Source organism: Kocuria sp. PD6 (genome assembly GCF_031844145.1).
GTDB classification, from domain to species: Bacteria; Actinomycetota; Actinomycetes; order Actinomycetales; family Micrococcaceae; genus Kocuria; species Kocuria marina.
In genome coordinates, this window is record NZ_JAUZUS010000002.1 from 234,120 (window position 1) to 258,073 (window position 23,954).

Consider the following 23,954-nt stretch of genomic DNA (forward strand, 5'->3'; position numbering starts at 1 on the left):
GTCCGTCCGCCGCGGTCGAGAGCGGTTGTACCGCCGCGAGCCCGACGACGCCCGCGCCGGTCGGGCCGGCCGGGCCGGCCGACGGCACATTCCGCTCGCACCCGCCGACGCAGACGCCGCCCCGAGCCGGCCAGCGGCGCTCGCCGTGATGCGATAATGACGCTCATCATGACGCAGTTGCTGGACACCTCCTCACTTCACCCCGTTTCCCACGAGCTGGGGCGCCTCTTCGACAGCGCCGGATACGAGCTGTCCCTGGTGGGCGGGCCCGTACGCGACCTCCTGCTGGGCCGGGACGCGCTGGACCTGGACTTCACCACGAACGCGAGCCCCGGTCAGACCCTCGAGCTGATCCGGGACTGGGCGGATGCACACTGGGAGATCGGCCGGGAATTCGGGACCATCGGGATGCGCAAGTCCGGCATGCAGCTGGAGGTCACCACCTACCGCGCCGAGGCGTACGACCCCGATTCCCGCAAGCCCACCGTGGCCTTCGGGGACGATCTGACCGAAGACCTGCGACGCCGCGACTTCACCGTCAACGCCATGGCCCTGCGGTTGCCGGGCATGGAGCTCGTGGACCCGTTCGGCGGGATCAAGGACCTGCACGCCGGTGTGCTGCGCACCCCCGGGACCCCGGAGGATTCGTTCACGGACGATCCCCTGCGCATGATGCGTGCCGCGCGGTTCAGCTCCCAGTTGGGTCTAACCGTGGCGGAGCCCGTGCGGGAGGCCATGACCGCGATGGCCGAGCGGATCGAGATCGTCTCCGCCGAACGGGTGCGCGAGGAACTGGTCAAGCTGATCTGCGGCGCCCATCCCCGCCGGGGCACCGAACTCATGGTGGACACGGGACTCGCGCAGATCGTGCTCCCGGAGGTGCCCGCGCTGCAGCTGGAGACCGACGAGGCGCATCATCACAAGGACGTCTACCAACATTCCCTCACGGTCATGGAACAGGCCGCGGAGAAGGAGACCGGTCCGGACGGCCCTGTGCCCGCCCCGGACTTCGTGTTGCGCTTCGCGGCGCTCATGCATGACGTGGGCAAACCCGCCACGCGCCGCTTCGAATCCTCCGGGGCCGTGAGCTTCCGGCACCACGAGGTGGTGGGGGCCAAGCTCACGCGCAAGCGGATGAAGGCGCTGCGCTTCGACAATGACACGATCAAGCGGGTCACTCGCCTTGTGGAACTGCATATGCGTTTCTACGGATATGGTGACGCCGACTGGACCGATTCCGCGGTGCGCCGGTACGTGCGGGACGCGGGGGACGAACTCGAGCGGCTGCACCGGCTCACCCGCTCGGACGTCACGACCCGCAACAAGCGCAAGGCCTCCCGGCTCGCCCGGCACTACGACGAGCTCGAACACCGCATCGACCAGCTCGCCGAGCAGGAACAGCTGGACGCCGTCCGGCCCGAGCTGGACGGCCAGCAGATCATGGCGATCCTGGGCATCCCGCCCGGGCCCCAGGTGGGCCGCGCGTACAAATTTCTCTTGGAGATGCGTCTGGACGAGGGCGCCGTGGGGGAGGACGTGGCACGCGAGCGCCTCGTGTCCTGGGCGCGTGAGAAGGGCGTCATCGACTCCTGACGGAGAGGGCCACGCCGAGGTACCGCAGCGGAACACTCGCGCCATGACGCGTGGACTCCCCGCCCCCGTGGAACACTGACAGCATCCGTACCCGCGTTCCGAGGAGATCCCGCATGAGCCTGGAAGGTGCGCGCAACAGATCGGGAGGCAATGCCGGTCTGATGCTGCTGGGCCTCGGCCTGTACACGGTCATGATGGCCTACCTGTTGCGCATCCCGTGCCGGGTACCGGACTGGAACATGGCCCAGCAGGTTCCCGAGCTGTGTGCCACGGTGATCGGCACCGGGGATCTCAGTGTGCGCTCGTCGGACGTGGCCGGGGGGTTCTTCACCGGGGGTCCCACGGGGGATCAGCCGGTGCTCGTGGGGATGATCACCACGATCATCGGGTGGTTCGCCTCCAACCTGACCTCCCTGCTAGGTCTGGACGTGGGGCAGGGCTTCTACCTGGACCTCTCCCTGATCCTTCTGGCCCTCGTGTGGTTGGCCATCGTGGGCGTGGTCTCCTCGCTGAGCGGCAACCGGCGCTCCGACGCCCTGGTCATGGCGTTGGCCCCCGTGATCGTGCTCGTGGGATTCCAGTCCTGGGACCTGTGGGCCGTGCTGTTCATGATGCTCGCCCTGCTGGGCTACGTACGCGGGAACCCGGCGCTCGCGGGGATCATGGTGGGCTTCGGTGCCTCCGTGGCGTTCTTCCCCGTGGTGGTGCTGCTCGCGATCCTGATCATGGCCGCGCGTCACCGGTTCCTCAAGGACATCCTCTCCGCGTTCATCTGGGCCGTGGTCGCGTGGGCCCTGATCAACGGGACGTACATGATCACGGCGTGGGACCGCTGGCGGGCCCAGTTCGGGGACATGGTGCGCTCCGACACCGAACAACCCTCGCTGTGGAACGTGTGGAGCTCCACCGTTGAACCGCGCACCGGGGTGTCCCTGGGAACCGGCGCGGACGGTCAGTACGTCCTGCTGAGCATGATCCTGGCGCTCGTGTTCGTGCTCCTGATCGCGCTGCTCAGCAAGCGGGAGCCCTCGGCCGTGCAGATCACGTTCCTGTTGCTCGCGCTCTACATCCTGTTGGCCAAGGAGTACTCCCTGACCTACGTGGTGTGGCTCGTGCCCCTCGTCATCCTGTGCCGTCGCAACTGGATCGAGTTCGGGCTGTGGCAGGTGGTGGAAGTGCTCTACTGGGCCACCGTGGTGCTGCCGGCCTCGGCATGGCCCACCCTGCCGTGGGTCGAGGAATTCGGCTGGAGCGCCCAAGATATATTGGCCGTAGTACGTTATGTCTTTCTCATCTATCTGGTGGTGGCGGTCGTGGTGGACATGTTCCGGGGACGCAAGGCTGCGGCGCTCGGCGCGTCCGCGGTCCAGTAAGAACCCGGCATGGCACCGCGCGACTCCGAGACCCTCGCTCGTCTGAGGCTGCCGTCCTGGCGTTCCCTCCGCCTACCCCTGTTGCTCGTGCTGGTGTTCGTCGCGGTCGCGTCCACCGTGTGGGCCGCGCTCGCCAACTACTTCCTGGTCTCGCGGGACCCCGAGGCTCCCGTGGGCAGGTACCTGGGGTACCTCGAGGGCGGCAGTTCCCGTCAGGTCCTCGCACCGTTGTTGATCGGCGGGGACCGCCCCCTGGCCCAGCTGCTGTCCAACGGGGTGTACCGGGATGCCGCAAACCGCCCGCAGGGCCACGACTTCGTGGGGGTCCAGAATCACGGGGAACACGCCGCGGTGGGGGTGGACATCCACCTGGGGGACGGTTCCACCGTGCACCGTGAGTACACGGTCGAGAAGGTGGCGTCCTGGGGCCCCTTCAACGACTCGTGGCGATTGGTGGAACGCGACAACGCCATTGTGGACGTCCGACTGCCTGCGGCGGTGGACGCGGCGTCCGTCAACGGCAACAAGGTGCGTCCGAACGGTTCCGAGCTCTTCCCCACGGACCCTTCCGATCCCGGGTCACCCGCGCGCACGTGGCAGTTCGAGGGCCTGCCCGGGGTCTACGACATCGCGATGCCCGAGGACTCGTATCTCCTGGCCAGCGAACATGCCTCCGCGGAAATATCCATGAGCGATCCCCGGTCCGCCGCGGTCGAACTGGACTTCACGGCGTCGCCGCGCATGTGGGAGGGCGCGGAGCGGGCCGTTCAGGACGCCGTGGGCCAATGCGAACGCGTGCTGCGCTTTGACGCTGCGCAGTGCCCGCTGCCCGCGCAGTTGGGAGGCGGGCCCGCGGCGTCACCCTCCGCTTCGCCCAGCGCTTCACCCACCGGAGCTCCCACGGAGGTCCCGCCGGGCGTGTCCAACATTCGGTGGGAACTGCAGTCCCGCCCGTCACTGCTCCTGGCACAGGATGACGACGATCCCCTGGCCTTCCACGCCGTGCGGTTCCGCCCCGCGGTGGCCACCGTGACCTGGCTGCAGAACGGGCGGCAGCACTCGGAGACCGTGGGCTTCGGGATCGACGTGACGGCCCGGACCAACGGTGAGGACCTGGACACGGACGTGCAGTTGCGCTCAACGCTGACCGAGCGGGAGAGGGCCAGCCAGCGCGCCTAGGATGGGAGCGGTTGCCTCAAGGCAACCGGGGAGTGGAAAAGGGGTTCATCATGGCCGACGAACCGGAGTACTACACGGCACAACCGCTACCGCGCCGCGACGAGCCGTCCCGCGGCTACGGCCAGGGCGCCGGCTTCGGCCCCGCAGGCACCGTGCCCGGGTGGGGTCACCAGCGCCCCGTCGGTCAGCCGGTCAACGTCAACGTGGTGGGCGGCAGGTCCATCGTGCTGGCCTATGTCCTGTGGTTCTTCCTGGGCAACTTCGGCGTCCACAAGTTCTACCTGGCCCAGCCTTTCCAAGGGATCTTCTACCTGGTGCTCTCCGCGATCGGGTGGCTCACCGTGGGGATCCTGATCGGCTGGTTCTTCCTGGGTCTGTTGTGGTTGCTCATGCTGATCGACCTGTTCGTGATCCCTCTGCGCGTGGGCGCGCTCAACGCTCGATTGGCCCGACGCGTCGGTGGCTACTGAGCCCCCGTTGTAGTAAAGTGGGGAAGTCTGTGTGCCGTGCGCCGATCGCTGCCGGCACCGACATACGCACAGAACCTCCTGCTGCGGAAGGACCGCAGCCGCTTAGCCCGAAGGAGGTGGGTTCTTTACATGCGTGAATACGAACTGATGGTCATCCTCAACCCCGAGGTGGAGGAGCGCGCCGTCGAGCCGACCCTCAAGAAGTTCCTCGAGGTCGTCACCAAGGAGAACGGCACCGTCGACAAGCTCGACATCTGGGGCCGTCGTCGTCTGGCCTACGAGATCCAGAAGAAGTCCGAGGGGATCTACGCCGTGGTGAACTTCACCGCCGAGCCGCAGACCGCCAAGGAACTGGACCGCGTGCTGAGCCTCAACGAGGCCGTGATGCGCACCAAGATCATCCGTCCGGAAGAGCAGAAGATCCACGGCAAGTGAGGTGAGCGTGCGGCCCACCCGGGCTGCACAGCACGCACTCACCGCGGGCTCGTGAGAGTCCCCGTGAGATGCTTTTCACCCCACTGAGTCTCGCATCCAGCGTCCACAGAATCCGGAGGTTCACATGGCTGGCGACACCGTCATTACAGTGATCGGAAATCTGACTGCAGACCCCGAATTGCGCTTCACGCCGTCCGGAGCCGCCGTGGCCAACTTCACCGTTGCGTCCACCCCGCGCGCCTTCGACCGGCAGAGCAACGAATGGAAGGATCAGGAGACCCTTTTCATGCGTTGCTCGGTGTGGCGCGAGGCTGCCGAGAACGTGGCGGAGTCCCTGACCAAGGGAACCCGCGTGATCGTCCAGGGTCGGCTCAAGGCACGCTCGTACGAGACCAAGGAAGGGGAGCGCCGCACCAGCACCGAGCTGGAAGTGGACGAGATCGGCCCCTCCATGAGGTACGCGACCGCCAAGATCAACCGGAACTCGCGCGGCGGAGGCAACTCCTACGGCGGGAACCAAGGCTTCGGCGGCGCTCAGGGCGGTTTCAACGACAACCAGGGTGGCGGCTTCGGCGGCAACCAGGGTGGTGGCAACCCCGGCGGTGGCAACCAGGGCGGCGGGTTCAACGGGAACCAGGGCGGCCGCGGGGGCCAGCAACCGCGTCAGCAGGGCAACGATCCCTGGGGTCAGTCCTCCGGTGGGAACTACGACTGGGGAACCGGCGCCGAGGACGAGCCCCCCTTCTAAACACAACCATTCCAACCCATCCCGCAGGTACGCCTGCGGGCTCCGCACCAGAAAAGGAGCACCACGATGGCCAAGGCTGAAATTCGCAAGCCGAAACCGAAGCAGAACCCGCTCAAGGCGGCCGACGTCACCGAGATCGACTACAAGGACGTCGCCTTGCTGCGTAAGTTCATCTCCGATCGCGGCAAGATCCGCGCTCGCCGCGTGACCGGCGTGTCCGTTCAGGAGCAGCGCAAGATCGCCCAGGCGATCAAGAACGCTCGTGAAGTGGCACTGCTGCCCTACTCCGGCGCCGGCCGCTGATCAGAGAGGACTGAGAATTCATGGCAAAGATCATTTTGACCCAGGAAGTCTCCGGGCTCGGTTCCGCGGGTGACGTGGTGGACGTGAAGAACGGCTACGCCCGTAACTTCCTGTTCCCCCGCGGCTTCGCAACTCCGTGGACCCGCGGCGCCGAGAAGCAGATCGACTCCATCAAGCAGGCTCGTGCGGCCCGTGAGCTGTCCTCCCTCGAGGACGCCCAGGCTCTCGCCGCCAAGCTGACCTCCACCACCCTGACCGTCCCGGTCAAGTCCGGTGCCGAGGGTCGCTTGTTCGGTACGGTCCGCGCCGGGGACATCGCCTCCGCGGTCGAGACCGCCGGTCTGGGTTCCATCGACAAGCGTCGCGTGGACCTGACCCAGCGCATCAAGACCACCGGCGTGTACCAGGCCGTGATCCACCTGCACGAGGACGTCAACGCGAACGTGGAGTTCGAGGTCGTCCCCGCCTGATCGCACCTCGAGTGCATCCGGGCCCCTGAACTGTTCGCGGGGCTCGCGGGTGATGTATGAGAACCCCGTGGAACGCTCGTTCCACGGGGTTCTTGCCGTCCTCGGGCTTCCAGAGATCGCGCAGAGCACCGTGGGAGGATGCCGGTCATGATCATGAGCGCACGCAGGTTGAGCACGGGCCGCACGCTGTTCTGGGTGGCATTGGGGTGCGTGGCATTGACCCTGGTGCTCTTCTTGGGGGCGTTCCTCGCCGGCAATTCCTTGGCGCCGCGCGGTGCGGTGGCCGTCCTGGTGGCCGGCCTCATCCTGAGCGTGGTCGCGTCCCTTGTGGCATTGATCCTGGGCATTGCGGGCACCGTGGCCTTCCCGGCCCTGCGGGGCCGTTACGTTCTGGTGTTGCTCCTGGCCATCGTGACATCACCCCTGCTCTGGCTGCTCTTCTTCGCGCTGCTCGGGTGAGTTACCCACAGCTGCGACGGGTTTTCCACAGATCTCTCCACAGCCCGTGCACAGCACTGCACGGCGTGTTCCACATGTTTTCCACGTACTTTTCCACAGGCCGTGGACGACGACGCCGCGCCACCGGGCCGCGTGGCGTCGTCGTCTACTCAGCGCCCGGTTCTGCGACGGGCCCGGGCGGCTATGGGGGTCGGAGAGCGGTGGGAGAATGAACGGGTGCGCCGCTCGAGGTGAGCGCATTCGTCTGCAAGGAAAGTGAGTGAGGGTGTCGGAATATTCGTCCGGGCCGCGCGAGGACTACGGCCGTACCATGCCGCACGACAACCAGGCCGAGCAGTCGGTGCTGGGCGGGATGATGCTCTCCAAGGACGCCATCGCGGACGTGGTGGAAGTGCTGCGGGGCGTGGACTTCTACAAGCCGGCGCACGAGAACATCTACGACGCCATCGTCTCCCTGTACGGGCGCGGCGAACCGGCGGACGCGATCACCGTGGGGGACGAGCTCACCAAGAACGGTGAGATTGAACGGATCGGGGGGATCGCGTACCTGCACTCGCTGATCGCATCCGTGCCCACGGCCGCCAATGCGGGGTTCTACGCGGAGATCGTGCGGGAACGCGCGGTGCTGCGGCGGCTCGTGGAGGCCGGGACCAAGATCGTGCAGCTGGGCTACGCGCACGACGGTGAAGTGGACGACATCGTCAACGAGGCCCAAGGCGAGATCTACCAGGTGGCCGAGCGGCGCACGGCGGAGGACTACGTCCCGCTCAAGGACGTCATGGAAGCCACCGTGGACGAGATCGAGGCCGCAGGCAACCGCTCCGGGATGCAGGGTGTGCCCACGGGGTTCATCGAACTGGACGAGCTCACCCACGGGTTCCAGGGCGGACAGATGATCGTGATCGCGGCGCGTCCGGCCATGGGTAAGTCCACGCTCGCCCTGGACGTGGCACGCTCCGCGTCCATCAAGCACAACATGACGTCCGTGATCTTCTCCCTGGAGATGAGCCGCAACGAGATCGCCATGCGCTTGCTCTCCGCGGAGGGCACCCTGAACATGCAGGACCTGCGCGCGGGCACCCTGCAGGACGAGCAGTGGGCCAAGATCGCGCAGATCATGGGCAAGATGAACGAGGCGCCCCTGTTCATCGACGACTCCCCCAACATGTCCCTGATGGAGATCCGCGCCAAGTGCCGCCGGCTCAAGCAGAAGCACGACCTCAAGCTCGTGGTGCTGGACTACCTCCAGCTCATGAGCTCTGGCAAGAAGGTGGAGTCCCGCCAGCAGGAGGTCTCCGAGTTCTCGCGTGCGCTCAAGCTGCTCGCCAAGGAGTTGGACGTGCCCGTGGTGGCGCTGTCCCAGCTGAACCGTGGTTCCGAGCAGCGCCAGGACAAGAAGCCGCAGGTGAGTGATCTGCGTGAATCGGGGTCAATTGAGCAGGATGCGGACATGGTCATCCTGCTGCACCGCGAGGACGTCTACGACAAGGAGTCCCCGCGCGCCGGTGAGGCGGACGTGATCGTGGCCAAGCACCGCAACGGTCCCACGAAGACCATCGTGGTGGCGTTCCAGGGCCACTACTCACGGTTCGCGAACATGGCGCTGGAGGGGTTCTAAAGTCTTCAGCTCCCCGTCTTGTGCTGCGTTCCGGGCAAGCCGAGCTGCGCCTTGCGTCCAACCTCCCACCCCCTGGGATCGCACCCACCTCGCCCGTAACCGGCCCGTCCCACTACGCTTTGTCGGTGCTTACCACTGAACAGGCTGCTTACAAACTCGCCTTCCAGATTGCGGACGCCCTGATCCGCAGCGGGGCTGGGTCCGCCAACACCACCAAGTCCCTGCTGTCGATCTTTCGCAAGACGGACCTGCGGGACGTCACGGTGAGCGTGGGCCTGGGGCAGGTGACCATCAGCCACCAGGATGCGCCGGACAAGGCGCCGAGCACTCGCGTGTTCGAGTCCCAGCCCGGAACCCTGGACATCCAGCTGCGCACGGACACGGGCGAGGTGCTGGAGGACTTCGTGCTCGGCCGGATCTCTGCAGAGGAGGGGATCCAGCGCATGGACGAGATCCTCGCGGAGTCCCGGCACATCGGCCACCGTCTGACGGTGACCGGTTTCGGGATGTTCGGTGTCGGGTTCGCGCTGATCCTCGGCGGAAGCTGGCCCACCGCCATCACTGCCGCGATCGTCTCCGCGATCGTGTACGGCGTCTACGCCCTCGTTCAGCGGATCAAGGCCCCGGAGGTCTTCAGCCTCGCGGCCGGGGGACTGACCGCAGTGCTCGGGGCCACTGTGGCAGGGGTCCTCTTCGACATCACCCAGACGGCGGTGTGCATCGTGGCAGCCCTGGCCGCGTGGCTCGCGGGGATTGCCGCGTACGGTGCGGTGCACGACGTCATCACCGGGTGGTACGTCTCCGCCTCCGGGCGCATCTTCGAGGCGGTCACGAGCACCGCCGGTCTGGTGGCCGGTGTGACCATCGGCATCCACGCGATGCAGCCGCTCGTGGGGGACTCCGTGGACTACATCGAGACCCTCAAGATGGACGACTCGCGCTGGGCGCTCTCCATCCTGGGTGCGGCCGTGGTCTCCGCCGGCTTCGCCCTTGCTTCCGGCGGCCGCGGCTGGAAGCTCGCGTCCCTCGGACTCTTCGGTGGTCTGGTGCAGCTGGGTGTCCTGGCCATCACAGCCGTGGGCATCAGCTCCTTCGGTGCCATCCTGATCGCCTCGATCGTCGCGGGCGTCCTCAGCGTCACCCTCACCCGCGCCCTGAACCTGGCCTCGAACGCCACGCTCATGGTCGTCCTGCTCCCGCTGTTCCCGGGAATGCTCGTCTACCAGGGTGTCCTGGGCGTGATCTTCGGCCTCGAAGACGCCGGGGAGAACGTCCTCGAGGCTGCCATCACCGCGTTCTGCCTGTGCATGGGCGGCATGCTCGGGCAGTACGTGGCGTCCGAGATCCTCTGGGCCGGGCGGCGTCGCCAGTTCGCGCGTCACTACCCGGGCCAGAAGTTCCGCCGCGAGATGGCGGACGAGGAGAACTTCAGCGACATCATGGTCCCGATCTTCTCCAAGCCCTTCACCAGCTGACGCGGGCGCAGATCAAGCTGGGGCGGTCCGCGCTGCGCGCCCGGCGGCGAGGTGGGTCCTGCCCGCGTGTGCCCCGCCGCGGAGGCCGCTACTTCCCCATGGCCTCGGCCACGCGCTCCACGAGCCCGCGCATGTTGGCGAGCGCGCGATCGGCGCGCTCCTCCGGGCTCATGGTCTCCTCCATCTGCCGGATGCCTTCGGGCTTGCGGCGCCCCAGCGTGTAGTCGCTGCACGCCAGGTTCGAGCACACGTAGGTGCCCACGGAGTTGTAGCGGTCTTTCGCAGTCTTGGAACGCTGGATCGACACCAGTGAGACGCCGCTGGCCGGGTGCAACGTCAGGCAGATCTGGCACATGCGTGCGCCACCGCTCGCCTTCTGCGCGCTCTTCTCGAGCACCAGCCCGCGCAGCCCGTGCTCGGTCTCGACGACGACGTAGCCCGCCCGCGGTGACTTCGGGTCGTACCAGCCCAGGAAGATCTGGGACTCCCAGTCCCCGTGGAGTACGTCCTGCGGGATGTTGATGCGCTGCGCGGCGCCCTTGGAGCAGTTGACGAAGCTCTTGCGGATCTCGGTTTCTGTATGCGTATTCATGTTCTTTGGTCCTTCGAGGATGGTCTCCCCCTGCCTGCCACGTGCGGGTCAGGACGGCGCGCGGGCACCCGGATGCCAAGGAGTGCGGTGGGTGCGGGCGGCGTCGTCGTGCCGTGTGGTGCGGGAGGGCGACGGCGTTCGGCGCGCTCATGGAGCGCGGTCGCCGCGGGGAGGTGGAAAGGGGTGGGTGAAAGCGCACGACGGGGTGGTCTTCACCCGCCGCGTCCGGTCAGCGCTGTCTAGTGCCGACGTTGAAGAAGCCAGCAACCCCCTGACGCACGAAAGCCTCGTTCCCCCACGACTGTGGATCTCGAAAACGTACGGGGACAGTTTAGATCCACCGTGGGGCTGCCCACCACCTGGCATCGGGTCGCCCAGAAGGGTATCCCGCTGGAGGTGAGCATCAAGTTCCCATACTCGTAGAAGTCAAGAATTTACAAGTGGGTATTGCCTTCTTCCCCTGTGTTTCTAAGGGACAGAGGCTCCGATGTTCAAATTTGTCTGATTCTCGGCTAAATTTTGATACATGCAACCCATGGTCTTCCCCGAGGTCGATTTCGCGAGTGCGCTCGTGACGGATCTGTTCGCCCTGGAGCGGGTGCGCGTGGATTTTCGTACTGAGCACCTTGAGGACCCTCTTGGCCTGGAGCTGCGCAGGCTGTTCCAAGGTCTCACGAGCGTCATGTCGGCACGCATCGAAGGGAACCGGACCACGGTGGCGGATGTCGTGGCCGAAGCCCGGCGGGCCGCGGCCACGGGACAGCCAGCAGCAGACGCCGTGCGAGAGATTCTGCAGCTGGAGCAGGCAACTGACTACATGGACGAGTTGGCAGCCCATGGAAGGCTGTCCCTGACTCATGGGCTGATCCGTGAACTCCACCAGCTCGCCGTGCAGGGACTCGAACGTGAAGGTGACGAGCACCCGGGCAGCTATCGAACAATCCCCGTCGGGATCGCTGGAGCGTCCCATGTCCCGCCCGCACCCGGGTCCGTCCAGGCGGACATGGACCAGCTCCTGGAGTTTGCAAACAAGGAGGTGCCCGCTCAGCACCAACTCCTCCAGATCGCGCTTGTCCACCACCGGTTCGTCTGGATACATCCGTTTGCCAATGGTAACGGGCGGGTCTCACGCCTGCTGACGTACGCCATGCTGAGCAACCAGGGCTACACCTCCAGGAGCGCCGCGCGTCCGCTCAACCCCACAGCAGTTTTTGGTGCCGACCGGCAGTCGTACTACGACCACCTCGCAGGAGCGGACTCCCTGAGCCCGGAGGGGGTACTGGCCTGGGCCGGGTATGTGATCCACGGCCTCAAGGACGACATGGACAGGGTCAGTCGGCTTGCTGCCCCCCGCTTCATTTCCGAGGAGGTCGTGGGGCCTTCGGTCAATGCCGCCCTCGCGGCGGGGGAGCTCACGGAGACGGAGGCAGATGTGATCTACGCGGTGGCGCGCCAAGGGAAGGCCAAAGCGGGCGATCTCGAAGACGTGATCAAGGGGTCTCCGTCGAACAGGAGCCACCGTCTGCGCCGCATGGTCGAGTCCGGGTTGCTACAGAAGATGTCAGGGCCGGGGCGGTACGTGGTGAGTCTGCATCGCAACGTTCTGACCAAGCACGTGGTGCGCCGCCTCAACCAGTTGGACATGCTCCCGGCTATCCTGCGTGACTGAGGTGCGGGACTGTCCACACGACGGCAGGTGAGCGCACAATGCTCCAGTACTCAGCACCTACCCTGGAGGCATGACTTCCTCCGCCACAGCCACCACAGCCCTGGGCGTCCTGCAGGAGGTCTTCGGCTACGACGCCTTCCGGGGTGAGCAGGCGGAGATCATCGAGCAGGTGGTCGGCGGCGGGGACGCCGTGGTGCTGATGCCCACCGGCGGCGGCAAGTCCCTGTGCTACCAGATCCCCGCCCTGCTGCGGGACGGCACAGGCGTGGTGGTCTCCCCGCTGATCGCGCTCATGGCGGACCAGGTGGCCGCGCTCGAGGCCGTGGGCATCCGCGCCGCGTACCTTAACTCCACCCTGGAGCCCTACGAGGCGCAGGAGGTGGAGCGGCAGCTTCTCGCCGGGGACATTGACCTGCTCTACATGGCCCCCGAACGGCTCATCCTGTCGCGCACCATCGATCTGCTGAAGCGCTCGCCGGTCGCCCTGTTCGCGATCGACGAGGCGCACTGCGTCTCCCAGTGGGGGCATGACTTCCGCCCCGATTACATGGGGCTGTCCGTGCTTGCGGACGCCTTCCCGGATGTTCCCCGCATCGCACTCACCGCGACCGCCACCCGGGCCACCCACCAGGAGATCACCGAGCGGCTGCGCATGGAGAACGCGCGGCACTTCGTCTCCAACTTCGACCGCCCCAACATCCAGTACCGGATCGAGTCCAAGGACCGCGCGAAGGACCAGCTGCTGCGGCTCATCCAGTCGGAGCACCCGGGGGAGGCGGGCATCGTCTACTGCATGTCCCGCAAGAGCGTGGAGTCCACTGCCGCGTGGCTCGGCGCCCGCGGGGTCGACGCCATGCCCTACCACGCGGGTCTCGACGCCGCAGTACGCCAGGACACGCAGATGCGGTTCCTGCGGGAGGAGGGAATCGTCGTCGTCGCCACGATCGCGTTCGGCATGGGCATCGACAAGCCGGACGTCCGCTTCGTCGCCCACCTGGACCTGCCCAAGAGCATCGAGGGGTACTACCAGGAGACAGGCCGCGCCGGCCGCGATGGTATGCCCGCAACGGCATGGATGGCGTACGGCCTGGGTGACGTGGTCAACCAGCGGCGCATGATCGACCAGGGAGACGGATCTGACCTGCACAAACGCAATGCGCGCTCGCACCTGGACGCCATGCTCGCCCTGTGCGAGACCACGGACTGCCGTCGTGCGCAGCTGCTGCGGTACTTCGGCCAGGACTCCGAGCCGTGCGGCAACTGCGACACGTGCCTGAACCCGCCCAAGGTCTGGGACGCCACCGTGCCCGCCCAGAAGCTGCTGTCCACGCTCATCAGGCTGCAACGCGAACGCGGTGAGCAGTTCGGCTCCGGCAAGGTCCTCGACATCCTGTTGGGCCGCGGCAACGAGCGCACGGAGGCGTCGCGCCACCAGGAGCTGAGCGTGTGGGGGATCGGGCAGGACCTCTCCGAGCGGGAGTGGCGCTCGGTACTGCGGCAGCTGCTTGCCCGCCGGATCGTGGAGGCCGTCGGGGACTTCGGCGTGCTGGTTCCCGGGCCGCAGGCGGGTCCCGTGCTGCGCGGTGAGGGCACCCTGGAGCTGGCGGTGGACAGGACGCCGACGGCGCGCGCGAACGGACGCGCTCGCAGCGGCGGGGGCAGCGGGCGCTCTCGGGCCGCAGACACCCTGGACGAGGCCGCGAAGGAGACCTTCGAGGCGCTGCGGGAGTGGCGGACATCTGTGGCCAAAGAGAAGCAGATCCCGCCCTACATGGTGTTCTCGGACGCCACGCTCGTCGGCATCGTGGAGGCCGCCCCCGCCTCGACCGCGCAGCTCAGCGGCATCAGCGGAGTGGGTGCCAAGAAACTCGCCGAGTACGGGGACGCCGTGTTGGAGGTGCTGGGCTCCCCGGGGTCCTGACGGTGAGAACTGCCCCGGCCGTTCGGCGTCAGTCGGACGTGACGGAGGATATGCGGTCCACGATGGCCTCGGCCACCGCGGGGGCCTCGCGCTCGGGCAGCCAGTGCCCGGCATCGAGCTCGATGAACTCGTACGGCGCGTGCACGTACACCTCGGTCTCCTCGGCGGCCGTTCGGCCCAGGGCGGGATCCCGGTTGCCCCACACGAACGTGGTGGGCACCGTGATGATGCCGTTTCCGGCATTCTTACCGGTCACGCCGTCCTTGCGCAGCATGGCGCGGTACCAGTTAATGGGCCCGCGCAGGTCGTCCGCGGTGGCGAAGCGACGCCCGTAGCGTTCCGCGGCCTCCTCGGGGATGCCCGCACGGCGGGTGAGGGTTCCCACGCGACCGGCGAGCAGACGCTCCGGTGCGGCGGGGATCTGGAACATGCCGATGTACCAGGATTTCTTGACCTGGTCCGGGGTCTTGAGCGCGTGCCCGAGCGCGGTGGGGTGCGGGGTGGACAGCACGGTCAGCGAGGCCACCCGCTCCGGTGCGCGCAGGGCGATGTCCCAGGCGAGCACCCCTCCCCAGTCGTGGCCCACCAGGTGGAACCGCTCCGCTCCGGCCTCGTCCGCGAGGGCCAGCGCGTCCCCGGAGAGCTCCTCGCGGCGGTACGCGGCCAGCTCGGTGGGTCGGGCGCCCGGGGAGTACCCACGCTGGTCCATGGCGAGAGTGCGCAGCCCCTGCGCGTTCAGCCGTTCGGCGACGTCGTCCCAGCCGCGGGCATCCTGCGGGAAACCGTGCAGCAACAGGACCACGGGGCCGTCCTCCGGGCCCTGGTCGAGAACGTCGAACGTAAGTCCCTGTCGCGTGAAGCTGGTGATCCGAGTCATGCCTCCACCCTATGACGCACGGAGGGGCTCGTCAGCCGTGGCCCCGGACCTGGGGCGGGTCTGCGGCGGAGCGGGTCTAGAAGCCCCCGATGACGCGCCCAATGATGGCCAGGACGGTGAACGGTGCCACGACCACGGCCAGTCCGATCAGCACGACCTTGTCCACGGCGCCCGCATCGGAGCGCTCGCGGTCGAGGTGCTCTCCGGGCGGGAGCCCGTGGTGCGGGTGCTGCGCGCGGCGGCCGCTCACCGGGAGCTGCCCGTGTACCTGTTGAGCCGCCAAGTGCGGTTCGTGGCCGTCACGCAGGAGGCGCACCGCCGGATCGCCGCGCGCCAGCTCGAGCAGCTGGAGACGGACCGCCGCATCCACGAGGTCTTCACCCAGCTGACCCTGGAGGCTGCCCCGGTCCAGCGGATCGTTGCGGAAGCCGCGCGGCTACTGGGTGCCGAGGTCGTGTGGCGGCGGCGTGTGGCGTCGTCGTCACCGGAGGACAGCGGGGGGACCGTTCCCGTGGCGGTCGCGGGGGAGACGGTCGGGTGGCTGTCCGCCGAGCCGCGGGGTACTGGGCCCGCGTTGCGTGCCATCGTGCTGGAGCGGGCGGGGCAGGCGGTGGCGCTCACGCTGCTGTCCGAGCGCAGCCGCCGGAATGAGAAGCGCCAGGCGGAGACCGCCCTGCTGCACGAGCTTCGGCGCCCGTGGAACGTGGACGATGACTCCGCGCGGCGGCGCGCGCACGAACTCGGGATCGGCGTGCTGCGCGACGGGGTGCTGAGCGAGGCGGCCCCGGCCGCGTGGCTGCCGGTGGTCGTGCGCTGGGAGCGCCCGGGCGCGGACCCGCTGGGCGAGCACCAGGGCGGCGCCGTGCTCGACGCGCTCGCGTGGGCGCTGGGCCGGGAGCGCACGACGGCGCTCGCGGGCCGTCTCGGCGCCGCCTCCGTGGCCGTGCTGGTGCCGCTGGCCGCGCGCACCCCGCAGGACGCGGTGGTGGAACGGGTGTTCGGGGCGGCGGAGCAGCGCCTGGAGGGAGCGTGGCGGGTGCTCGCGGGGGTCACCGATCCCGAGGCGGGCATGATCGGCCCGGCCGCCCGCCTGGACGAGGCCGGAATGATCGCGGAGGCCGCGGTGTCTCTGCTCGCGCGGGACGGTTGCGCGGAAGGTGGCCCCTCGCAGGACGGGACCGTGGCGGACCGCGCGGCACGGCAGGACGCCGCCCGGTCCGGTTCTGCGCGCTCCGGTTCCGCGCGGCGGCGGTGCTTCCGCGCACAGGACGTGCGGCTGCGCGGGCTGCTCGCGATGCTGCGCGGGGACGAGCGCGTGCAGATGTTCGCGCGCGCGGAACTCGGGAGCGTCCTGGACGTGGAGCGCCACGAGGACCGTGAGCTGTTGACGCAGTTCCTGGCGTGCGGCGGGAACAAGAGCCTGCTGGCCCAGCGGATCCACCTCTCCCGCCCGGCGCTCTACGGGCGGCTGGCCCGGTTGGAACGCAGGCTGGGGGTGTCGCTGGACGATCCGGAGTCGCGGACGTCCCTGCACGTGGCGCTGCTGATCGCGGAGGTGGAGGGGTGCTGAGGACGGCCCGGGCGGCGTCGTGCGCTAAAACTCGGTGGGGTAGTCGCGCGGCCAGCTGTGGCCGAGGGTGGCCTCCACGCTTTCGTTGAAGCGGCGGGTGAGACGGGCCAGCGCGGTGACGTCCTCCTGCGGCCAGTCCGCAATGAAACGCTGGTAGGACTCGCGGCGGACCTCCAGTTCCTCCGCAAGACGGTGCACGCCCTCCTCGGTGGGTTGGTGCTTCTTGGCGACGCCGCCCTCAGGGTCCTTGATGCGCTCGATCAGACCGCTCTTCATGGCGGCTGCGACCTGCCGGTGGACGGTGGAGATGTCCAGGCCGAAGGACTGGGCCAGCTCGGCCACGCTCATGGGGCCGCCGGCCTGCAGGCGGGCGAGGAGCACGGTGGAGCTGCGGTCCAGCGCCTCCCGGCGGGACTGGGGTGGTGCTCCCTGGAGGGCGTATCTCGAGAGCAGCATGTTCTCGTAGACGAGTTCGCTCACTGAGTCATCGCTGTGCACGGTTCCATCCTTTCATCCCCGGGTGGACGGCTTCCGAGGGGCTGCCGCCGTGGCAGCTCTCAACGGTAGGCGGGGCGGAAAGGCGGCGGAGCGGCGTCGTCGGCAAAAATTGCATAATACAAATCCTGGGGTAATATCTTGCACTATACAAACCCAAAAACTCCAGGAGGTGCCCGTGTCGGTCGACGCGAAGGACGACGTTCCCACAGGTCAACTGCCGGTTGTGGTGGAGCAGGCCACGCCCGGTCCCGCGCACTCGGCGGGCCCGGCACGGCTGGTCACTCCCACGTTCGTGGTCGCGTGGGTGGTCAACTTCCTGCAGTACCTGACCTTCTACATGCTGGTCACCACCATGGCGCTGTACGCGGTAAAGAGCTTTGCCGCCTCGGACGCCGTGGGCGGTTTCGCGTCCAGTGCATTCGTGGTGGGGGCGACCGTCGCGCGGCTGGTCTCCGGATACCTTGTCGACATCCTTGGCCGCCGGAAGATGCTGCTGATCGCGCTCGTGGTCGTGGTGGTCGCGTGCGCGCTGTACCTGCCTGCCGGGTCTCTGCCCGTGCTGATCGGGGTGCGTCTGCTGCACGGTTTCGGGTACGCGTTCGCGAGCACCGCCGTCATGACGATCGCGCAGTCCGTGATCCCCGACTCCCGCCGCGGCGAGGGCACCGGGTACTTCGCGCTGGGCACCACGCTGGCCACTGCGGTGGGGCCCGCGCTGGGGCTCTTCCTGGTGGGTTCGCTGAACTACACGTGGCTGTTCTGGACGACCCTCGTCACCGCCGTGCTCGGCCTGGTGCTGGGTGTCTTCTTGCGGGAGCCCCTGGTCAAGCGTGAAGCCCAGGCCAACCAGGAGGTGGACAAGCAGCGCGCCGCCTTCTCGCTCAGCGACATCGCCCACCCGGCAGTGCTGCCCATCGGCTCCTTCATGCTGGTGGTGGGCGTCTGCTACGCGGGCGTCATCACCTACCTCAACGCCTATGCCGAGGACCGCGGAGTCACCACCGGTGCCGCCCTGTTCTTCGTGGCGTACGCCGTGGCCATGCTGATCATGCGCCTAGTGCTGGGCAAGGTGCAGGACCAGCGCGGCGACAACGTGGTGGTCTACCTGGGCCTCGTCTGCTTCGCTGTGGCCCTGGGCTTCCTGGCGGTGGCGAACCAGGACTGGCAGGTGGTCGTGGCCGGCGCCATGACTGGTCTGGGCTACGGCACGCTCATGCCGGCCGCGCAGGCCATAGCCGTGAACGCGGTGCCCGCCCACAAGCTGGGCACCGGCATCTCCACGCTGCTGCTGCTCATGGACGTGGGCGTGGGTGTGGGCCCCGTGATCCTGGGTCTGTTGCTCTCCGCCGCCGGTTTCGGGGCCATGTACGCGGTTCTCGCCGTGCTGGTAGTCGTTGCCGCCGTGCTGTACCACGCGGTGCACGGGCGGCACCCGCACGCCAAGCGGGGGCGGCTCGTGGTGGACTGAGGTTCGCTCTTTCGGGGGCCCGTGGTTTTCACTGCGGGCCCCTTTCCGTTGTACGGCTGCGTTCGGGGACGACGACGGTGAGGGGCCGGGTGGGCGCGTCTCGTCGTCTCCGCGCCAGGCGGTGCCCTCTCTTCCTGGATCCACTGGTCACGGGACCACCAGCACGGCACCCGCGCCTCCGCGCCCTCCGCCGGGTCCGGGGTCCAGGACTTGCCCGTGCGCGCACGGGGAGTGTGGGCCTCGGTCACCGGGAACCGCTGGGCGCTGCGGCACATGCTCCGACGACGGGCGGGGGTTGCGGGGGCTTGTGCCCCCACCAACCCCCGTGCCTCCAATGGGGATAATGGGGTTAGCGGCGTCGCTAAGTCTGCTGGTAGCCTAGACATAGCAACACCTCGATGGGTGCTTTACCTGGTGTCTCATGAGGAACTTTCGTTGCTATCGGAACACCGCGAAAGTTTGGTCGCTGGAACGGTGTTCGAGACTTTGAAGGCGGTCCCTGGCGGGGGGCCGCCTTCAGTCATGTGCGGGCGGGTATTCGTATTGGGGTAGATCGAGGCTCCGTGCTGCTTGAGCGACGATCCACCATGACATGCTCACGTCGTCCTGCGCCGCAGCGGAGCGGATGGCGGTTTCCACTTCCTGCGGGATCTGGATGACGAGGGGAACCATAGGCCCCAAGGCGCGAGGTATGCGGCGCGCCCCCTTGTCAGTCATGTGACAAAGTATGCCCCATGATTCTGCATTCGTACACAAACCGCCGCTGGTGTGTCGCCAGGCAGGCCAAAAACAGGAATCAGCTGACGGTGCGCAAGGCGTTCCAGTCGGTGGTGTAGCCGGGGGAGAGGGCTGCCTGGTGGTTGTCCCAGGGCTTGGGGGTGCTGGTCGCGGATCGTCCCAAGCCGACCGTGCCGGTGCCGAACCGGGTGTTGACGGCGTCGATCAGGGACCCGATGGGCGCTGTGGTGGGGGCGGTACCGGGCAGGGGCGCGGCAGCACCGGTGTCGGTGAGCTCCAGGCACATCACCCCGGCGCGCATGTACGGGATCCCGTGCACCAGGTGCGGCTCCAGGGCCCTGCGGGCCGTAGCGGCCAGCGCCCCGGGCTCGTGTGTCGGAGCAGGCAGCCTTACATGAGCGTTGGGGTGGTGGTCAGGGCCTGGGCGGTGGGGTGAGGTGGCGGCGAAGACCGTCAGACGCGCGGCTTCCTGGTCCTCCTTGCGCAGCCGGCGCGCGGCCCGCTGGGCGAAATCGGCCACCGCCTCTGCGATCAGGGCAGGGTCGAGGATTGGTTCGGGGAAGGAGCGGGAGACCAGGATCTGCTGCTTGGTGGCGGTCTCTTCTTCCACGGGGATCGCCGGCACCGCGTTGAGCTCGAGCGCGGTGCGCATCAGCACCACGGAGAACCGATCGCGGATCCGTACCGGGTCAGCGTCGCGCAGCTCGGCGACGGTGGTGGTCCCCTGGGCTGCCAGGCGGCGGGCGGTGCGCGCGGCCACCCCCCACACCTCGGTCACTGGCAGGGTGCCCATAAGCCGGCCCCAGAAGCCCGGCGGGGTGTTCTCCCAGTGCACCACGCCCCCGGTGGCGGGGATCTTCTTGGCCGCTTCGGTGGCCAGCTTGGCCAGGGTCTTGGTGGGGGCGATGCCCACGCTGACGGGCAGCCCTACGTTGCGCGCTACCACCCGCTGCAGCTCCCGGCCCCAGGCCAGCAGCTCGCGTGTGTGCCCGGGGGGAGGGGTCAGGAAGCACTCGTCGATCGAGTAGATCTCCTGTGCCTGGGCGTAGCGGTCCAGCAGAGCCATGGTGCGTTGGGAGAGATCGGCGTAGAGCGGGTAGTTCGAGGATCTGCGCTGCAAGCCCCACCGGCGGGCATCGGCGGCGATCTTGAACCACGGATCTCCCATCTGGATCCCCAGGGCCTTGGCTTCGGCGGAGCGGGCGACCACACACCCGTCGTTGTTGCTCAGCACCACAGTGGGCTTGCCGAGCAGGGACGGGTCGAAAAGACGTTCGCAGGACACGTAGCAGTTGTTCACGTCCACCAGGGCGATCACGCCGAGCGCCCCACGGGGCGTGTTGGTATGTCGCGATGTTCGTTCTTGCGATGTTCCCTGTGCTTGGAGATCTGATCCCTGCCCATGAGAGCAGGTATAGCCGCCGGAGGCGACATCATTGCTGACCCCGCGTGAGGGGGCATGGGTGGGGGTCCGGAGGCCAGGGACCTAGCTTCCTCGAATCAGCGGCCGCGCCCACCCCGGGCGGTGTGCATAGCGAGGTCGCCTCGTCCTTGCCGAGCCGGTTCACTGCTGTCGATCGTGGAACTAGGCTCGGCGCACACGATCCGGATGCACCGGGAGGGGGAGTCCATGCCGAGGATGTCCGCTCTAGAAGCTTCGTGCTGCCGCAGTGCGCCATGGAGTCTTTTGGCCCGGCGAATGGTCCCCTGGGCGACCCAAGGCTTCCCCGTCACCGAGAACGTGCTGGAAATCGGCGGGGGCAGCGGGGCGATGGCCGAAGCGATCGTCCAAGCCAACCCTTGGGTGCGGCTCACTACGACCGACGCCGACCCGGTGATGGTTGAGGTTGCGCAGCAATGCCTTGTCAGATTCCCCCATGCTGAGGCCTGTCAGGCCGACGCCACCCGCCTGCCCTTCGAGGACGAGTCATTTGACACGGTTGTGAGCTTCCTGATGCTCCACCACGTCATCGAGTGGGAACACGCGGTGGTCGAGGGGTCCCGGGTTTTGCGGCCGGGCGGGGCATTGGTGGGATACGACCTGCTTGCCTCACGGATGGCCTCCTTGGTTCACCGGGCCGATCGCTCTCCCCACCGACTCATCGACCCCGGAGCCTTCGAACCAGTTCTCGACCAGGTCGGCCTGGAGCTCCTCGCCCTCCGGTTGTCCTTCGGTGGGCGGATTCTACGCTTTGTTGCCCAGAAGCCAGCTACGCGGTGACCTGCGTTGGCAACCAGGCCTGGACTGCGGGATGAGATCCCGTGCTGTGGGGGCCCTGTCGTTGACAGGGCCCCCACAGCACGGGGGCGGCTTCTCCGGGAGCCCCTGGGTGGATGCCCAAGGCATCCAGTGGTGTGGGTCAGCGGAAGGTGACGTAGCCGACCACGGGCATGGCGTTGACGTCGTGGACGAAGGTGCCCTGGGTCGGATTCAGCGCGGAGATCATCTTGCCGCCGCCCAGGTAGACCCCGATGTGGCCGCCACCGTTCTGGACGACAAGGTCACCGGGCTGGGGGTTGGCGGTCGGGGTACCAGCCGCCCACTGGGCCTGGCTGGTGCGGGGGATCTCGATGCCGTTCTGGGCGTAGACCCACTGGGTGAACCCGGAGCAGTCCCAGGCGCCGAAGGCGGTACCACCCCAGACGTAACCACCGCCCACACCCTGCATGGCGGTGCCCACGAGCCCGCTCCCGGAAGTGGAGACAGCAGTAGTGTCGGTGGACTGGACGGAAACATCCGAGGCCGAGGCCATCTGCGGCGTCGAGGCCGCCTGCGCCCCAGGGGCCGGGGTGGCTGCCGGGACGATCGGGGCCGCGGCGGGGGACGAGGCCAGGGTCGCCACCATGGGGGCGGGGGTGGAGGAGGCGGTGTTCGAGGGGGTCGGTAGCTCGGCGTAGGCCTGGGCGGGTGCCACCGAGCCAAGCACCGTCGCACCAGCGGCGGCTGCGAGAGTGGTGCGGCGAACGAGGCGGGACGGGGTCTGGGCGCGGTGGCGAGCAGTACGGCGCTGGAACATGGGCATGAGTGGATTCCTCCCTTTGCCTGCGAGGTGAGCTGTCGGATGCGGGTGGGAGACACCCGGCCGGGCGGACGCGCGCGTCCGGCCGGCTTAACCCCCAGGCCCCAAGGGCGGGACCGTGTATGGTTCCCCCGCTTCTGCCAAGCGATGTCTTTTCAGCAGACCCCGGGCACCGGCAGAATTCGGCGATGTACCCGGGGATGCCAACCGGATCGGCGATCGGCACGCAGAGGACAGTAGCGAACAGATAACGGAAAAGTCACGTTACGGTTACGGCCGCTCCTCCCCCCTTGTTTCACCGCCGAGCGGGACGGAGAGACGCTCGGGAGTGACCGCCGAGGCGGCGGCCGCCTTCTACTCGCGCCCCAGCACATTGCTGCCGAAGAGGTGCATATCTGACGGCGACTAGCGGATTTACGCGGTGTGCGCCCAGGCCCTCCTGTACCTGCGGCTCCGTCAGAGGGGTGCAAGAGCGCAGCTGCCAGCCCCTGCCGCCCCACAGGGATTGGTAAGAAAAGGCTAGGAAATAATCCAGGCTATTTTCAGGAAGTCGTTCTCTTCCGGCGGCGCGAGAGAGATTTCTTCATGAGATCTTCATGGTTCCTATGCATCTTTCACAAAAGGAAATGGATGCGTGGCGTGGCGCGCGCCTCGCTCTCGGGATTTCTTCACGGAATCTTCAAGGAGTAAGTGCTTCATCCGGCCAGATCCGCAGTTTGCTGTCGGTTGTATGGCGGATTGGCTCCGGCCGGTTCGTCTCCTCGGCCGAACCGACGAAGGAGCAAGCCATGACTCATCATGTGACGTCGATGCTGGAGACCTACCCGAAGGACCTGGGCGGGGTGGACGAGGAGAAGCTAGCCGCCTGCATCGAGGCCTGTTTCCAGTGCGCCCAGACCTGTACCGCCTGCGCCGACGCGTGCCTGTCCGAGGACATGGTCGCGGAGCTGACCAAGTGCATCCGCACCAACTTGGACTGCGCGGATCTGTGCGAGGCCACCGGGCGGGTGCTCTCCCGGCACACCGGCTACGACGCGAACATCACCCTGGATGCGATCCGGGCCTGCCAGATGGCCTGTAAGGCCTGCGCGGACGAGTGCGAGAAGCACGCCTCGATGCACGAGCACTGCCGGATCTGCGCGGAGGCCTGTCGGCGCTGCGAGGCCACCTGCGCCGAGCTGGTCGCCGCCCTGGGCTGAGCCTGCCCCCGCGGACCCATCACCCGGGTGGCGGACGGCGGTGAGAAGCTCCGGGGCTGGCTGGGAGCGAGGCCGCGGAGCAAGCCCGAGCTGCACAAGTCGGGCGACGCCATGACACACCCACCGCCCGGGTGATGCCCCGGGTGACTGATCACCTGGGGAGAAGTTCCTCCACGGAAACCGGGCCTCTTCTGGAGGCCGACGCTGACCCACGGAGGCCGTGGATGGGCCTCCGTCGGTGAAAGAGGAATCTGATCCGTTGACCGGGCACCTCCGGAG

23 protein-coding genes and 1 riboswitch are annotated in these 23,954 nt (G+C 67.6%); of the genes, 17 read left to right on the top strand and 6 right to left on the bottom strand.

Translation table 11 applies throughout. From position 1 onward, the window contains the following. Nucleotides 1-168 precede the first annotated feature (168 nt). From Q9R22_RS02595 to Q9R22_RS02645, 11 genes are all read left to right on the top strand, one after another. On the top strand, nucleotides 169-1,593 hold the full coding sequence (locus Q9R22_RS02595; RefSeq protein ID WP_131334019.1) for a CCA tRNA nucleotidyltransferase: 1,425 nt from the start codon (nucleotides 169-171) through the stop codon (nucleotides 1,591-1,593). Nucleotides 1,594-1,706: 113 nt separating this feature from the next. Next, on the top strand, nucleotides 1,707-2,966 hold the full coding sequence (locus Q9R22_RS02600; RefSeq protein ID WP_085107246.1) for a glycosyltransferase 87 family protein: 1,260 nt from the start codon (nucleotides 1,707-1,709) through the stop codon (nucleotides 2,964-2,966). Between the two features lie 9 nt (nucleotides 2,967-2,975). Beyond that, nucleotides 2,976-4,145 carry a hypothetical protein gene (locus Q9R22_RS02605; RefSeq protein ID WP_131333825.1) on the top strand — a complete coding sequence of 390 codons (1,170 nt, stop codon included), beginning with the start codon at nucleotides 2,976-2,978 and terminating at the stop codon, nucleotides 4,143-4,145. A gap of 50 nt (nucleotides 4,146-4,195) precedes the next feature. Next, complete coding sequence (locus Q9R22_RS02610; protein ID WP_082943174.1) at nucleotides 4,196-4,615, top strand: TM2 domain-containing protein; 420 nt, start codon at nucleotides 4,196-4,198, stop codon at nucleotides 4,613-4,615. A gap of 129 nt (nucleotides 4,616-4,744) precedes the next feature. Beyond that, nucleotides 4,745-5,050 (top strand): 30S ribosomal protein S6, encoded by a 306-nt coding sequence (rpsF, locus tag Q9R22_RS02615; protein WP_012399407.1) that lies wholly within the window; start codon nucleotides 4,745-4,747, stop codon nucleotides 5,048-5,050. Between the two features lie 124 nt (nucleotides 5,051-5,174). Next, nucleotides 5,175-5,798: a single-stranded DNA-binding protein gene (locus Q9R22_RS02620; RefSeq protein ID WP_085107252.1), complete on the top strand. Its 624-nt coding sequence runs from the start codon at nucleotides 5,175-5,177 to the stop codon at nucleotides 5,796-5,798. 66 nt (nucleotides 5,799-5,864) lie between these two features. Continuing rightward, nucleotides 5,865-6,101, top strand: coding sequence for a 30S ribosomal protein S18 (gene rpsR, locus Q9R22_RS02625; protein ID WP_012399405.1), 237 nt, complete (start codon nucleotides 5,865-5,867; stop codon nucleotides 6,099-6,101). A gap of 20 nt (nucleotides 6,102-6,121) precedes the next feature. Continuing rightward, nucleotides 6,122-6,571, top strand: coding sequence for a 50S ribosomal protein L9 (rplI, locus tag Q9R22_RS02630; RefSeq protein ID WP_035962847.1), 450 nt, complete (start codon nucleotides 6,122-6,124; stop codon nucleotides 6,569-6,571). 153 nt (nucleotides 6,572-6,724) lie between these two features. Beyond that, on the top strand, nucleotides 6,725-7,030 hold the full coding sequence (locus Q9R22_RS02635; protein ID WP_242670536.1) for a hypothetical protein: 306 nt from the start codon (nucleotides 6,725-6,727) through the stop codon (nucleotides 7,028-7,030). Nucleotides 7,031-7,340: 310 nt separating this feature from the next. Then, entirely contained in the window at nucleotides 7,341-8,648 is a 1,308-nt protein-coding gene (gene dnaB / locus Q9R22_RS02640) for a replicative DNA helicase (protein WP_231885474.1), read from the top strand. Between the two features lie 125 nt (nucleotides 8,649-8,773). Next, complete coding sequence (locus tag Q9R22_RS02645) at nucleotides 8,774-10,123, top strand: threonine/serine exporter ThrE family protein (protein ID WP_165489836.1); 1,350 nt, start codon at nucleotides 8,774-8,776, stop codon at nucleotides 10,121-10,123. A gap of 88 nt (nucleotides 10,124-10,211) precedes the next feature. Here the strand turns inward: Q9R22_RS02645 and Q9R22_RS02650 are convergent, their stop codons facing one another. Next, a complete protein-coding gene (locus Q9R22_RS02650; protein WP_064845473.1) occupies nucleotides 10,212-10,715 on the bottom strand; it encodes an FBP domain-containing protein in 504 nt (167 codons plus the stop codon). 526 nt (nucleotides 10,716-11,241) lie between these two features. Here Q9R22_RS02650 and Q9R22_RS02655 point away from each other — a divergent pair. Continuing rightward, a complete protein-coding gene (locus Q9R22_RS02655) occupies nucleotides 11,242-12,384 on the top strand; it encodes a Fic family protein (RefSeq protein ID WP_131333822.1) in 1,143 nt (380 codons plus the stop codon). Between the two features lie 70 nt (nucleotides 12,385-12,454). Beyond that, a complete protein-coding gene (gene recQ / locus Q9R22_RS02660) occupies nucleotides 12,455-14,305 on the top strand; it encodes a DNA helicase RecQ (protein WP_131333821.1) in 1,851 nt (616 codons plus the stop codon). A gap of 28 nt (nucleotides 14,306-14,333) precedes the next feature. Here the strand turns inward: recQ and Q9R22_RS02665 are convergent, their stop codons facing one another. Next, complete coding sequence (locus Q9R22_RS02665) at nucleotides 14,334-15,182, bottom strand: alpha/beta fold hydrolase (RefSeq protein ID WP_131333820.1); 849 nt, start codon at nucleotides 15,180-15,182, stop codon at nucleotides 14,334-14,336. Between the two features lie 37 nt (nucleotides 15,183-15,219). On the opposite strand from Q9R22_RS02665, the gene Q9R22_RS02670 reads away from it, so the two are divergent. Next, nucleotides 15,220-16,752 carry a PucR family transcriptional regulator gene (locus tag Q9R22_RS02670; RefSeq protein ID WP_242670534.1) on the top strand — a complete coding sequence of 511 codons (1,533 nt, stop codon included), beginning with the start codon at nucleotides 15,220-15,222 and terminating at the stop codon, nucleotides 16,750-16,752. A gap of 24 nt (nucleotides 16,753-16,776) precedes the next feature. On the opposite strand, the gene Q9R22_RS02675 is transcribed toward Q9R22_RS02670, so the two are convergent. Next, on the bottom strand, nucleotides 16,777-17,250 hold the full coding sequence (locus tag Q9R22_RS02675; protein ID WP_131333819.1) for a MarR family winged helix-turn-helix transcriptional regulator: 474 nt from the start codon (nucleotides 17,248-17,250) through the stop codon (nucleotides 16,777-16,779). Between the two features lie 175 nt (nucleotides 17,251-17,425). Between Q9R22_RS02675 and Q9R22_RS02680 the strand changes: the two genes are divergently transcribed. Then, nucleotides 17,426-18,718, top strand: a complete 1,293-nt coding sequence (locus Q9R22_RS02680) for an MFS transporter (protein WP_206399036.1) — start codon at nucleotides 17,426-17,428, stop codon at nucleotides 18,716-18,718. Nucleotides 18,719-19,234: 516 nt separating this feature from the next. On the opposite strand, the gene Q9R22_RS02685 is transcribed toward Q9R22_RS02680, so the two are convergent. Then, the gene (locus tag Q9R22_RS02685) at nucleotides 19,235-19,435 is read right to left on the bottom strand and encodes a hypothetical protein (protein WP_085107277.1); all 201 of its coding nucleotides are present in this window, start codon (nucleotides 19,433-19,435) and stop codon (nucleotides 19,235-19,237) included. A gap of 79 nt (nucleotides 19,436-19,514) precedes the next feature. Then, nucleotides 19,515-20,774 (bottom strand): Y-family DNA polymerase, encoded by a 1,260-nt coding sequence (locus Q9R22_RS02690; RefSeq protein ID WP_131333818.1) that lies wholly within the window; start codon nucleotides 20,772-20,774, stop codon nucleotides 19,515-19,517. A 321-nt stretch (nucleotides 20,775-21,095) separates the two neighbouring features. Here Q9R22_RS02690 and Q9R22_RS02695 point away from each other — a divergent pair, with 321 nt between their 5' ends. After that, nucleotides 21,096-21,677, top strand: coding sequence for a class I SAM-dependent methyltransferase (locus Q9R22_RS02695; protein ID WP_131333817.1), 582 nt, complete (start codon nucleotides 21,096-21,098; stop codon nucleotides 21,675-21,677). A gap of 139 nt (nucleotides 21,678-21,816) precedes the next feature. Here Q9R22_RS02695 and Q9R22_RS02700 read toward each other — a convergent pair whose 3' ends face one another. Then, a complete protein-coding gene (locus Q9R22_RS02700; RefSeq protein WP_165489834.1) occupies nucleotides 21,817-22,479 on the bottom strand; it encodes a C40 family peptidase in 663 nt (220 codons plus the stop codon). Between the two features lie 5 nt (nucleotides 22,480-22,484). Further along, nucleotides 22,485-22,674: riboswitch (cyclic di-AMP (ydaO/yuaA leader) on the bottom strand. 590 nt (nucleotides 22,675-23,264) lie between these two features. Between Q9R22_RS02700 and Q9R22_RS02705 the strand changes: the two genes are divergently transcribed. Beyond that, nucleotides 23,265-23,675 (top strand): four-helix bundle copper-binding protein, encoded by a 411-nt coding sequence (locus Q9R22_RS02705; RefSeq protein ID WP_019310387.1) that lies wholly within the window; start codon nucleotides 23,265-23,267, stop codon nucleotides 23,673-23,675. The last annotated feature ends 279 nt before the right edge of the window (nucleotides 23,676-23,954 follow it).